Genomic DNA, 11,478 nt, shown 5'->3' with positions numbered 1-11,478 from the left:
ACAGGACAGCACTGCCCGCGAATGCGGGCCGGCCGCCGCCCGTCAGGGCGGCAGGCCGTCGAGTCAGGCAACGGCAGATGTCAGCCGGCCTTGGCGGGCTCCTCAGCTCGGGCCCGGGTGCTGGCGATGCGGTAGGAGTCGGTGCCGGTCTCGATGATGGTGCCGTTGAACGTGAGCCGGTCGACGATGGCCGCGCACCCGCGAGGATGGTCCCCACCTTGACTCCGAGTCGAACGCAGCTCACCTCTGCTCCTCGCACCTGCGGGGATAGTCCCTGGCACTTCACGCTGGACGACAACCGTCGCTCTGTTCCCTGCGCCCGCGGGGATGGTCCTGCCCTGCAGCTCCGCCTCGTCAGGGGCCGGTCGGCCAGACAGCGTCGACCACCCAGGGCGAGACCACATCCGCCAGTTCCTCCGAGAAACGGTCGCCGCCGCCCACGGCCAAGTGGGCAGCCCACTGCCGTACCGCGCCCGCCGCCCAGTCCGCCAGCTGGAGCTGTGGGTGGGCTTTGCTGTCTGCGAAGTCGATCCGAATGGCCGGAAACGGGTCATTGAATTGCCCTGGGTGGGCAAGGTCCGGGAACAGGTGCGCCATACGCAATAGCATCGTGTTGCGGTCGATCACCTTGGACGCGTCGTGAACGAGACGGAATTGCCTAAGGGATTCACCAAAGCTGGTGCACAGGCAGTACAGCGAGGGAATCGCCGGGTCGAGTATGTCCCGCTGTTCGCCGGCAGCGAGGTCGGCGGCGGTCTCATCGGCCACGCCTCGGCAGTACTCCAGTAGATCAATCCACTCGGCGAAGTCACCGTAGTCCACCGACACTGATGCCTTGTAAGTGGCCACGGCTGCGAACAGCTCGTCGGTTGAGACCCGCTGCCGCACCCAGTTCACGAAGGTTTGAAGTAGCTGGCGGTAGGCCGTAGCGTCCCCGCAGACCGGCCCGCCCACGTGCAGCAGTTCCGCCAGAGCCAGCGCCTGTTTGTCCTCGTACAGGTTGAAGCCGTCCGCATCCGCCAGCGGCTCGACCAGGACGTCGACCAGTTTCGTCGTCACCATGAACCGCTTGTGTATCAGATAGCTGCGTGTGCTTCCCTCAGGAAGTTGCTCGAAGGCCCGCATCAACGCCTTCCGTCCCCGGGAGGAGCGAGCCAGGGAGCCGTACTTGGGCTCTCCCTGGGTGAGGGGCAGCTGGGCTCGGACCTCGTCCACGATGGACGCGGCCAACTCGTCGGGCAGGTGGACCCCTGCCACCGTGAACACCGGCTGATCCGGGTCGAGCAGGTTCTGCCCTGAGTTCGAGGACTCATCTGCGTAGACAACGGGAAGCGAGCCAGGGGGGATGTTCATTTCCGGAGCATGCCGGGCAGACGGGCGAGGCGGCCACCGGTTTGGGCTTCGGGCGTCAGTGAATCTGCTCCCTGCGCCCGCGGGGATGGTCCCTTCACGACCACGGCGCCCACCTTCCTTGGAGCGTGCTCCCCGTACCTGCGGGGATGGTCCCAGCACAAGGGCGAGGATCACGGCGGCGACCAGCTGTTCCCCGCGGCCGCGGGGATGGTCCCCTGCGCTTCACCAACGGCGACAAGTCCAACGACTGCTCCTCGCGCCCGCGGGGATGGTCCCATCGGCCGCACCAGCGCAGCGCCCCGGCCCACCGCCGGGGCGCTGCGCCTCGTTGAGGCCAGCACCACCAGGCCGCGATCCGTGGACATCAGCGACTACGCGCGGCAGATGACCGCCCACTGCCCCTACCTGGCCCCGTCGCTCCAGCGGGGTCTGACGTCCACGGCACCCACCGCGGCGAAACGATGGACTGCTGGCAGATCGAGGTCACCGCCGGCGGTCGCATCTGGTACCTCCTCGACACCGATCGCCGCACCGTCTGGATCGACCATGCCTCCCCCCGGGACACCCCAAAGCCACCGACCACTGAACCTTCACCTTGGCGCGGCCTGGGGGCGGGTGTGCCCCGTGGTGCGGGAGGCCGGTCTGGAGTCCGGCTACCGCCTCTGCACCGCCCCCGCGCCCGGCCCGGACCGGCACCCCCGGCCGATCCCGGCGAGCCGGTTTGAGGATTGCGGCGCACCAGCCCATGTTCGAGGTGTGCCTTCAGCGTTCTCTGTCCGCCGTCCTACAAAGGAGTATCTGTGAGCACTTCCATAAGCGCCGCATTACGGTCCAAGCACCGCGCCCTGCTGACCTCGTTAGGAGTGGGTGGAGCAGCCATCACGCTGGCGGTGGCCTCTGCCACAGCGGCCTACGCGCAATCGACGACGATCTACCAGGGCGACGACTTCGCCCTGCTCGACAGCAACGGCCTCATCACCATCTGCGACAAGGAGGCCGACGGCAACCAGGCGTACATCGACGTCAGGTGGTCGGCGGTACCCGTCCACAAGCGCACGTACGACGCCAACGGATCAGCGGCCGGCTGCTCCACCAAGGCCTACGACGATGGTGGCTTCTACGCAGTTCGGGTCTGCGAGGACAGGAACAACGCCCCTGACCCTTGCACCGGCAAGTTCCTGTACTGGTAGGCCGACCCAAGACGAGAAGAGGCCCGGGACCAATTGGTCCCGGGCCTTCGTTGCTGCTGTGCTGTGAAGCTACGAACGAACCGCTTGATCACTCTGCCTTGGGCTCGAGGATGCGGCTCGATGCGTGAGATGCCTCGCCAAAGACGCTCCGCCGCCTGTCCGGCACGGCCGGCGCCCGCCGCCTTCCGTCACCCGCTCGGGGGAACAGTTCCGTGCGGGCGACAAGCAACTCACTCGTGTGAGTGACACATTGTCAGCGCCGGTTCGTAGTGTCGCCGTGACGACTCCCACCGCCCGCAGGCGGTGCTCCTCAAGGCGGTGGCCCTCAATGAGCCTGACCTCCGGACTGCACAGTCCCCGCACTCCACTGCGCCGGTTCCTGGACCGCGAGCTGTCAGCCGGCCCCCGGCCGCTGCGCGAATCCTTCCGCTCCCAGCACCGCACCGACACCGTTCTGCTGCCAGGGCCCGGCGTCGGCACTGAGGCCGGCAACGTCGGCACCGCGATCGACCAGCGGCTGCGCCTCTCCTTCACCACGGCCGCACCCGTGGATCTGGCCACGAGGGCCGGGATCGACCTCACTGGAGGCATCGGCCAAGGGGCTGGCCTGCGGATGCGAGCGGTCGGAAACGAGCTCGCCGCGCGCCTGACCGAAACCGTGCACGGACTGGGCCTCGGCAACCGCACGCTGCCGATGGACCGCGCCCACCGAGAGGCTGCTCCTCGCGCCCGCGGGGATGGTCCCATCGAGGGGCGCGCCCGCGGCCTGGAGGCCGAACTGCTTCCCGTGCCCGCGGGGATGGTCCCGACCTCTCACACGTGCCGCAGGATCGCGAGCACTGCTCCCCGCGCCCGCGGGGATGGTCCCGCGGCGATGTGCGGCCGGAACGGGATCCGCGGCTGCCCCCCCGCGCCTGCGGGGATGGTCCCACGTGCCGCCACGCTTCGCTCCATGCGGTGGCCTGGTCCCTGCGCCTGCGGAGATGGTCCCGCACGAACGCCCCGCCTCCGCTAGGGCAGAGGCTGCTCCCCGTACCCGCGGGGATGGTCCCATCGGCCGCACACCGCCCCGCTTCGGCTACACCTGCTCCCCGCGCCCGGGGGGATGGTCCCGAGACCGTGTCCGTCCCGCTTCAGCTACACCTGCTCCCCGCACCTGCGGGGATGGTCCCACGTCCGGGATAGAGACCGACACGAGCGGGTGGCTGCTTCCTTCATCCGCGGGGATGGCCCCGCCACCGCCGAAGCGGTCGGCGCCGCGAACACCTGCTCCCCGCGCCCGCGGGGATGGTCCCCATGATGCGAGCGGGTGACGTCTACCCAAATGCTGCTCCCTGCGCCCGCGGGGATGGTCCCGCTTCGGGCCCGATGGTGCGGCAGGACGCGTCCTGCTTCCCGCGCCCGCGGGGATGGTCCCCCGAACGGCGGCCGGGACGGTGATCCTCGGGGTCTGCTTCCCGCGCTCGCGGGGATGGTCCCAACGCCGATCTCGGGTTCACCGGCGAGGCCGCGGAGACCTTCACCGCGGAGAAACTCACCGCGATCTGCACGGACACGCCGCCCGTGTCACCCGGGAGATGACCATGCAGGCCGAGAAGGACCAGCTCAGCGGTGCGAAACGGGGCGGCGTGGAGACGGGCGTGCGCTACCTGACCGGGCATCTCGACCGGCTCCGCTACGACATCGCGCTGGAGGCAGGCTGGCCGATCGCGACCGGCTCGGTCGAAGGAGCCTGCCGACACATCGTGGGCGACCGACTCGATATCACCGGCGCCCGCTGGGGCCTGGACAGCGCCGAAGCCGTCCTCAAACTCCGGGCCGTCCAGGCCAACGACGACCTCGACGCGTCTCGCCTACCACCACACCCGGGAACACCAGCGCACCTACCCCAACCAGCGCGACTACCAACTCGGAGCTTGATCAACGACCTTCCCCGAAAGGGGCCGCACCCAAAGGCGAACCGCTCGAACCGTGCCGCCAGCAACTCCACCTGTGAGCTGCCACGAGCGGTCCACAGCCGCGCGTGCTCACCCCCGCTCTCCATGCCCGACATGCTCGCAGAGCAACGCCCCCCGCCCTGTGGCCCGACTCACGGCGCCGCCGGGCCAGATGCCACAACCGCCCCGGGCCCGGGGCATCCGGTCCCGCGGCGCCACTCAGCGGGAGGCGGTGTCGCCGCGGAACTCCAGCAGCGTGGCGAGGGTGCCGGCGAGGTGCTGCCTTTCACCGGCGTCGAGGCCCTCCAGCAGGCGGGCCTCGTTGGCCAGGTGGAGGGGGAGCACCCGGTCGATCACATCCAGGCCCTGCGGGGTGAGGCGGATGCGTACGGACCGCCGGTCGGTGTCGCCGGGCACCCGTGTGACCAGGCCCTTGTCCGCCATGCGGTCGACCCGCAGGGTGATCGCCCCGGTGGTGACGAGGGAGGCCTTGAGGAAGGTGCCCGCGGTCAGCTCGTACGGCTCACCGGAGCGCCGCAGCGTGGAGAGGATGTCGAACTCGCCCGGCTCCAGGCCGTGTTCAGCGAGAAGGCCCTTGATCTCCTTGTCCCACAGCCGGGACAGCCGCATGATCCGCCCGACCACCCCGATCGGCTCGACATCGAGACCGGGACACTCCCGGCGCCACTGCTCCAGCACCGCCTCCACCGCATCCGCCATGAATCCTCCCAAGCCAGATAGGTGAGTGCTCGTTTAATTGACACTCAGGCAACTGGTATTTATCTTATCACTCACCTAGTGAGCGCTCACTCAAGGGCTCCGAGGAGCCGAGGAGGCTGTCATGCCGTTCGCTGCTGTCCGTAACACCGCCCGTAACACCCGCGTCCACTACGAGCTCGACGGCCAGGGCCCCGGCCTCGCCCTGGTCCACGGCACCGGCGGCGACGCCGAGAAGGTCTTCGGCAACGTCGTGGACCGCTTCACCGGCACCCACACCGTCATCCGCCCCAACTTCAGCGGCAGCGGCCGGACCGAGGACGACGGCGGCGAGCTGACCGTCGACCTGATCGCCGACCAGATCGCGGCGGCGATACGCGACGCCGGCACCGAAGGCCCCGTTGACCTGCTCGGCTTCTCGCTCGGCGCGGTCGGCGCGGCCGCCGTCGCCGCCACCCACCCCGAACTCGTCCGCCGGCTCGTCCTCGTCGCCGGCTGGGCGCACTCCACCGGGCCGCGCGACCGCTACTACTTCGAGACCTGGCAGAAGCTGCTGGCCGGCGACCGCGAGCTGTTCAAGCGGTTCGCCGCGCTGACCGGCTTCAGCGCCACCGCCCTGGACCGGTTCGGCCACGAGGGCCTGGCGGCCTCGCTCGCCGACGCCTGGCCGCCGCCCGGCATCGGCCGCCAGATCGACCTCAACCTGCAGGTGGACATCAGGCCGCTGCTCCCCGTCATCACCGCGCCCACGCTAGTCGTCGGCTTCGGTAAGGACGCGATGATCCCGCTGGAGGGTTCCCGGCAGCTGCACGCGGCGATCGCCGGCAGCGAGCTGGTGGAGGTCCCGGGCCAGGGCCACATGGACTGGTTCGCCGACCCCAGCGGGCTGATCAAGATCACCCGCGACTTCATCGACGCCTGAGGCGCGCCCGCCTGCGTCCCCACTCTCACCAAGGAGTCTTCGTGTCCTACCCGGACCCCCGCTATTTCGGCGACCACGGCGAGATCAACGCGACATTCCGCCCCGCGACCGCCGAGCCCGACTTCATTGCGAAGCCCCGCCCGGACGCCCCGGCCGACGCCACCGGCACCGCGTATCACTATCTGTCCACCACCATCTCCACTGGCGGCGAATACGGCCTGTACCGAGTGGACATGGGGCCCGAATTCGGCGGGCCGAGCACACACTTCCACAAGGCGATGTCGGAGTCATTCTTCATTCTGTCCGGAGCCATGCGGCTGTTCGACGGCCGGCGCTGGATCACCGCCACCTCCGGCGACTACCTCTACGTACCGGTCGGCGGGCTGCACGCCTTCCGCAATGAGTCCGGCGAACCCGCTTCCATGCTCATGCTCTTCGCCCCCGGCGCGCCGCGTGAGGACTACTTCGAGGGCGTGACCGAACTGGACGACCTCAGCCAAGAGGAGCGCGCGGAGTTCTTCCTTCGCCACGACAGCTTCTTCGTCTGACCCGGCCGCACCACCGCCACATCACCGGCTTCCACCGGTTTTCACCAGTAATGAGGCCGCCCTCATGACCAACGTGGCCGTTATCCAACTCCTCCACCAGCAACGTCATTCCATAGCCCAGGCGCCGGCGCAAGCCGCCGAAAAGTTGAAGCCCTGGTCGACCAGGGCTCTGCGGACGGTGTCGCCGGCATGCTCGGCGACCTGGTCGAGCAGGGACGCCCGCGGCGTTGTCGTGCGTACCCGCGGCGAGGATGGTGATGGCGATGACCAGGCCCAGCACATCCACGGCCAGTCCCGCTTGCGGCCCGGCACCCGCTTCGAGGGATCCCGGCCGGTTGTGGAGGAGGGGACCCCGGCAGCCGCGTGGACGCTCTGCGTGTCCAGCACCACCAGGGTCGGGTCCTCTAATCGGCCGGCTCTCTCCCTCACCCTGGCAGCGCAGGAGTTCATGGATGATGTTGCTCGACGCTCCACTCATCGCTCTCATAGTGTGGGCCCGAGCCCCATCCAGAACAGCTGAGGCTCCGCTCCTCGACGAGCAGCAGCTCCAGCCAGTAGGCGCCGAGCAGCGCGACCGGAGTCTGGGCGACGGCGTCCACACCTTGATGCTTGGCGCCGCCCGCCTGCACAACCTGCTTCTGCCGCCCAGGGCCGAGCGTCGGCCCCGACATCCGGGACGCAAGCGTCATCCGGACCGGCTGGTGTTCCAGGGCATCTGGGAAATACGCGACGTCCTGTGCACTCCGGCCCAGGCTTGCCCACCTACGCCCGAGGCTTGCCCGGCGCCACGCCCCCGAGGCTTGCCCAGCACCCTGACCAGCAACAACGACATCGGGTACATGTACCGGCATGGGACGCCTCCACTGGCCCGCCGTCGTCGATCGCGCCCGGGCAATCGTGACCGCGTACGGGGAACTGGGCTGCACGCTGCGCCGCATGTTCACCGAGTAGCTGGCCGACCTCGGCATCCCCGTCTTGGTCGTACGCGGCTTCGGCTCCCAGTCGTACGTGGACATCGAGCGGGCGCGCACGGCCCGCGAGCCGCGCCCCGCCTTGCGGGCCATTCCTGTTCAACTCCCGTCCGGTGCACGGATGCTGCGGATGCCTGTGGCGCTGACCAGGTGACGCCACACCGGCACGTGCTGTGTCGCGGCCCGCCAGGCTTTCCCGCGCTACGAGGGGCATGTCTGCCACCGCGCTCGGGGACCGGCCTATTTGGCAGGGGATCGCGGCGGATGAGGCTACTGTGATTGGCCTCCTGGTTGTCCACTCAGGCCACATCGGTGTCCCGCTCGATGGCCTGGAGCCGGTTCTTGAGCCGGTAGAAGGCGTCCGCGACACCGCAGGCCCGGAAGCCCGGCGCCGCACACGCTCTCGGCTGCTCCCCTGGTCCACGTGAGCGAACGTGCCGACCGCATCGCAAATAGGGCCCAGCCTGTCCTAGTACTCCAGCCGTAGATCGTGATCTCGATGGTGAGGGGCGTCGAGGCGGCAGGTGTCCAGCGTGGATCATCTCGCCCGAGATCGCCCATGCCGTCGCGGGCGTCGGCTCCTTCTCCGTCTACCCGAGTTCACCGCGACGGAGGGCGTCCCTTATCTCGCTGAGCTTCGCGGTCGTTGCCGGGGTCCGCTCCTGTGCTTGTTCAGCGAGTTGGAGGGCATCGTCGATCTCGCTGAGCTTCCTGGAAGACAGGACGGCCGCCCGCTCTATCAGGTCGTCCCGGGACACGGTGGTCAGCCACGTGCACGGGGTGAAGCCTGGACGCGGGAACGCGAGCCGCAGCACGCCTTCGAGCGGCAGCCCTTCACCGGCGCCGACCGTCACTTCGATGCCCAGACCGCTGATGTCGAGGCCCGCCGGAGCGACGACCTGCATCACCTGGAACCCGGACGCGTCATCTCCCGACAGCAGTACGACCAGCCGCCGCTCGTCGAACTCGACCCACCAGACTTCGCCACGTTGCACATGTCCTCCTGACACGGGGCGACAGGCGGACGCTGCGCGACCCTGACGCGCTGTGGAGACGGGTGCGGCCACCGTTGATCATCGGTGTGTGAAGACTGAAGATCATGCGGTGGCCGCAGGTCACAGCGTAGACCCTGCCCGCTGGCAGGAGGCGTACGAGGGCCTGCTGAGCCGGATAGCGGGGCGGTATGCGCGGGTCGAACCCCGGCGTCGGGCGCGGCAGTTGGTCTCGGGCTGCTGTCGGAACTACCGCGCAAGAACTGCTGGACCATCGCCGAGTGGGCCGGGGAGGCCGCCCCGGACGGCATGCAGCACCTGCTCGGCCGGGCCAAGTGGGAAGCCGACCAGGTACGCGACGACCTGCATCTCCACCCTGGTCTGAGCACGACCTTCCCTCTGAGACCGGTGCACACTTCTCCGTACTTGGTGGAGCACTCAGAACAGTACGGGGACTGGCTTCGTTCACTTCAAAGGACAGCGTTTGTTCGGCAGTCTGGGAGGCGGTTGGCGGTCCGCATGCCCGCCGGTGTTGACGAGAAATGACGGCACTCGAACTTCGCGGCGCCTCCGTGGCAATCGAATCGCAAGTTGTTACTGGCTTCGGGGGTGATCGAGGAAGAGTTTGAGCAGGGTGGAGGGGCGACGCATGGCGATCAGTGGGCTGCGTCCGGAGAGGGCGGCTCGGCTTGAGGCGCTCGTCAACGAGTGTCGGCCGCTGCTGACCGGTGACGGCGGGATGGCTGCTGTGCAGCAGCTACTGACTGAGCGTCGAGTCGAGGTGCTCGATGCGGTGGTGATCACGCGCGAGTTGCTTGGGGCGGGTCCCAAAGCTCTTGGCGAGGCGAAGACGATCGTCCTGACGAGTCCAGGTCGGGGGCGTGAGCTGCGAGTGCACGATCCGTTCATGGATGCCGTCGAGCGGAACGGCGACCACGCTGAACAATGAGGCAGATCCCTCGTTCACTGAGTCGTCAGTCCGCCGCCGCGCCCGCGGGGAGGGTCCCCCGCGACCGGCAGCAACGGGTCTGACGAGGCGTCTGCTCCCCGCACCCGCGGGGGATGGCCCCCTGTACGTCGAGAAGTTCGCGACGGACACGTTCTGCTCCCCGCACCTGCGGGGATGGTCCCCAACCGCGACGAACCGGAAGGACCCCCGGAGACTGCTCTCCGCGCCTGCGGGGATGGTCCCCACCTTGACTCCGAGTCGAACGCAGCTCACCTCTGCTCCCCGCGCCCGCGGGGATGGTCCCTTCTCCGGCGCATGCCTGCCGGCCAAAGCGAACTGCTCCCCGCACCTGCGGGGATGGTCCTGTTCCGCAGGCTGGCCGCTTCCTGGCTGTCTCCTGCTCCCCGTACCCGCGGGGAGGTCCCCCGAGCCGCTGCTCGGTTACGTCGGCGGGGTCTGTTCCCCGCGCCCGCGGGGATGGTCCCGAGGAAGAGAACCGGATCCGGTTCCGTCTCGCCTGCTCCCCACACCTGCGGGGATGGTCCCCTGATCGCGGCGGCTCGTCGTGACCCGGGCTTCTGCTCCCCGCGCCTGCGGGGGTGGTCCCCTCTCATGAACAGAGTCGACCCCGGACGCCTGCTTGAGATGTCCGGAAATGTTGATGAGAAGTGGCAGCACCCAGAGGGCTCGGCTCGGGTGTGTCGGCACGGACGGACATGATTCGGCTGTGGACCTGAGACCGGAGTTGTTGCCCCCGCCCGTGAGTCGGCAGCGGCTGGACGAGCTGTGCGCCGAGGTGGAGCGGATCGCTGACCTGCTGGCCTCCCGCCGGGAGGCGGCGGACGAGGCGATTGCGGCCTTCAACGCGATGACTGGGCACGATTACGAGGCTCTCGACTTCGCCGAGTACTACGGCAGCAGAAGTCTGGAGGAGTTCGCGAGGGAGGCGGCCAGGCCGGCTCGCCCTGTGGTTGCGGACATCACCCGGGACGAGCTCGTTGAGATCGTTCGCAGACTCCTGAAGGCCGACCCGGAGAGCGACTACTATCTGCGGCTCCTGGGGGCGAACGTGTCGCATCCCGGGGTGAGTGACCTGGTGCTCCACCCCTTGGACGCCCTTCAAGATGCGTCTGCGGAGCAGATTGTCGACGAGGCTCTGAAGTACCGACCGATCGCGCTCTGAGCTGCGTGGGAGGTCAGCCGGCCGTGGCCTGCTGTTCGGCCGCCATGGCCGCCTCGCACGCCGTCAGGCGGCTGCCCAGGTGTATCCGAGGTTGGCGAGGGCGGCGCGCTGCCCCTCGTCGAGTCGGTTGCGGCGCTGTTTCTGATTCATGAGGAACACGCCCAGGCGTACGGCTGTGCCGTCGGGGAGTTCTTCTACGTGTTGTCTGCTGACGATGGTGGTTCCTTCGCGTTGGATGTATTGGGTGAGGGCTGTGAGGCCGCGTTGGAACGCCGTAGACGACGCCTTGCTGGCGCTGTTTCCTGTCCCTGCCGGCGCCCCGCTCGCTGTCCGCGTCTTCGGGGCGGCTGCAGGCGGTGGAGCCGGTTCAACACCCAGCTCGCCCAGACGTCGTTGCTGTTCTTCGTTGAGCTGTTTCCAGTCCCGTCGCTGCCGGGCGACCCATCGGCCGATGTCGTCGCCGTGCCAGGTGACTCCGGGCTGGATGTCTTCGAGGCCGGCGCCTTGGTCCAGCAATGCCCGCAGGCCTGTGTGGTGGCGTTGCCAGTCGACGGTCCATCCCAGCAGCCTCGGGTTCCAGTCGGGGTCGATGGCGGAGAGCTGCTGCGCGCGGTGCTCGGCTGACGCTCGGAGGGGGGCTTGTTGGTGTATCGCGGGCTTGCTGGCCTGGTGTGTTGTGGGTTCGTTGAGAGAGGCCGGGTGCACGGTCCAGCGGG

At 68.6% G+C, this 11,478-nt stretch carries 11 protein-coding genes and 4 pseudogenes; 7 read left to right on the top strand and 8 right to left on the bottom strand.

Features of this window, described 5'->3' with window-relative positions; translation table 11 throughout:
• Window positions 1–80: 80 nt before the first annotated feature.
• Window positions 81–206, bottom strand: a pseudogene (locus ABZ070_RS31130) (AAA family ATPase); the annotation flags it as partial.
• A 148-nt stretch (window positions 207–354) separates the two neighbouring features.
• Window positions 355–1,353 carry a DUF3800 domain-containing protein gene (locus tag ABZ070_RS31125; protein ID WP_356638685.1) on the bottom strand — a complete coding sequence of 333 codons (999 nt, stop codon included), beginning with the start codon at window positions 1,351–1,353 and terminating at the stop codon, window positions 355–357.
• Between the two features lie 800 nt (window positions 1,354–2,153).
• On the opposite strand from ABZ070_RS31125, the gene ABZ070_RS31120 reads away from it, so the two are divergent.
• A complete protein-coding gene (locus tag ABZ070_RS31120; protein ID WP_356638683.1) occupies window positions 2,154–2,543 on the top strand; it encodes a hypothetical protein in 390 nt (129 codons plus the stop codon).
• 394 nt (window positions 2,544–2,937) lie between these two features.
• Here the strand turns inward: ABZ070_RS31120 and ABZ070_RS31115 are convergent, their stop codons facing one another.
• A complete protein-coding gene (locus tag ABZ070_RS31115) occupies window positions 2,938–3,252 on the bottom strand; it encodes a hypothetical protein (protein ID WP_356638681.1) in 315 nt (104 codons plus the stop codon).
• A 961-nt stretch (window positions 3,253–4,213) separates the two neighbouring features.
• Here ABZ070_RS31115 and ABZ070_RS31110 point away from each other — a divergent pair.
• Window positions 4,214–4,381, top strand: a pseudogene (locus ABZ070_RS31110) (ISKra4 family transposase); the annotation flags it as partial.
• 318 nt (window positions 4,382–4,699) lie between these two features.
• Here the strand turns inward: ABZ070_RS31110 and ABZ070_RS31105 are convergent.
• On the bottom strand, window positions 4,700–5,200 hold the full coding sequence (locus ABZ070_RS31105) for a MarR family transcriptional regulator (protein ID WP_356638679.1): 501 nt from the start codon (window positions 5,198–5,200) through the stop codon (window positions 4,700–4,702).
• Window positions 5,201–5,321: 121 nt separating this feature from the next.
• On the opposite strand from ABZ070_RS31105, the gene ABZ070_RS31100 reads away from it, so the two are divergent.
• Complete coding sequence (locus tag ABZ070_RS31100; RefSeq protein ID WP_356638677.1) at window positions 5,322–6,119, top strand: alpha/beta hydrolase; 798 nt, start codon at window positions 5,322–5,324, stop codon at window positions 6,117–6,119.
• 41 nt (window positions 6,120–6,160) lie between these two features.
• Window positions 6,161–6,667, top strand: a complete 507-nt coding sequence (locus ABZ070_RS31095) for a cupin domain-containing protein (protein ID WP_356638675.1) — start codon at window positions 6,161–6,163, stop codon at window positions 6,665–6,667.
• A gap of 147 nt (window positions 6,668–6,814) precedes the next feature.
• Here ABZ070_RS31095 and ABZ070_RS31090 read toward each other — a convergent pair.
• From ABZ070_RS31090 to ABZ070_RS31080, 3 genes and pseudogenes are all read right to left on the bottom strand, one after another.
• Window positions 6,815–7,121: pseudogene (locus ABZ070_RS31090) on the bottom strand (transposase); the annotation flags it as partial.
• The gene (locus ABZ070_RS31085) at window positions 7,114–7,356 is read right to left on the bottom strand and encodes a hypothetical protein (RefSeq protein ID WP_356638673.1); all 243 of its coding nucleotides are present in this window, start codon (window positions 7,354–7,356) and stop codon (window positions 7,114–7,116) included. The pseudogene ABZ070_RS31090 and the gene ABZ070_RS31085, both read right to left, overlap by 8 nt.
• A gap of 872 nt (window positions 7,357–8,228) precedes the next feature.
• On the bottom strand, window positions 8,229–8,633 hold the full coding sequence (locus ABZ070_RS31080; protein ID WP_356638671.1) for a type II toxin-antitoxin system PemK/MazF family toxin: 405 nt from the start codon (window positions 8,631–8,633) through the stop codon (window positions 8,229–8,231).
• Window positions 8,634–8,742: 109 nt separating this feature from the next.
• Here ABZ070_RS31080 and ABZ070_RS31075 point away from each other — a divergent pair.
• The 3 genes and pseudogenes from ABZ070_RS31075 to ABZ070_RS31065 form a co-directional block, all read left to right on the top strand.
• A pseudogene (locus ABZ070_RS31075) lies at window positions 8,743–8,996 on the top strand (IS701 family transposase); the annotation flags it as partial.
• Window positions 8,997–9,279: 283 nt separating this feature from the next.
• Window positions 9,280–9,579 (top strand): hypothetical protein, encoded by a 300-nt coding sequence (locus tag ABZ070_RS31070; RefSeq protein WP_356638669.1) that lies wholly within the window; start codon window positions 9,280–9,282, stop codon window positions 9,577–9,579.
• Window positions 9,580–10,306: 727 nt separating this feature from the next.
• Window positions 10,307–10,762, top strand: a complete 456-nt coding sequence (locus ABZ070_RS31065) for a hypothetical protein (protein ID WP_356638667.1) — start codon at window positions 10,307–10,309, stop codon at window positions 10,760–10,762.
• Between the two features lie 63 nt (window positions 10,763–10,825).
• On the opposite strand, the gene ABZ070_RS31060 is transcribed toward ABZ070_RS31065, so the two are convergent.
• The coding region (locus ABZ070_RS31060) for a helicase associated domain-containing protein (RefSeq protein ID WP_356638665.1) at window positions 10,826–11,478 on the bottom strand (653 nt) is incomplete at its 5' end.

This window comes from Streptomyces sp. NPDC006283, from assembly GCF_040613325.1.
Classification (GTDB): domain Bacteria; phylum Actinomycetota; class Actinomycetes; order Streptomycetales; family Streptomycetaceae; genus Streptomyces.
Note: the sequence above shows the minus strand (reverse complement) of the source record. Positions and strands in the feature narration are given on the sequence as shown.

Bases quoted from the DNA above. Each gene is read 5' to 3' on its own strand.
- ABZ070_RS31125 (WP_356638685.1), bottom strand. From the start codon at position 1,353: ATGAACATCCCCCCTGGCTCGCTTCCCGTTGTCTACGCAGATGAGTCC.
- ABZ070_RS31105 (WP_356638679.1), bottom strand. From the start codon at position 5,200: ATGGCGGATGCGGTGGAGGCGGTGCTGGAGCAGTGGCGCCGGGAGTGT.
- ABZ070_RS31100 (WP_356638677.1), top strand. From the start codon at position 5,322: ATGCCGTTCGCTGCTGTCCGTAACACCGCCCGTAACACCCGCGTCCAC.
- ABZ070_RS31085 (WP_356638673.1), bottom strand. From the start codon at position 7,356: ATGACGCTTGCGTCCCGGATGTCGGGGCCGACGCTCGGCCCTGGGCGG.
- ABZ070_RS31070 (WP_356638669.1), top strand. From the start codon at position 9,280: ATGGCGATCAGTGGGCTGCGTCCGGAGAGGGCGGCTCGGCTTGAGGCG.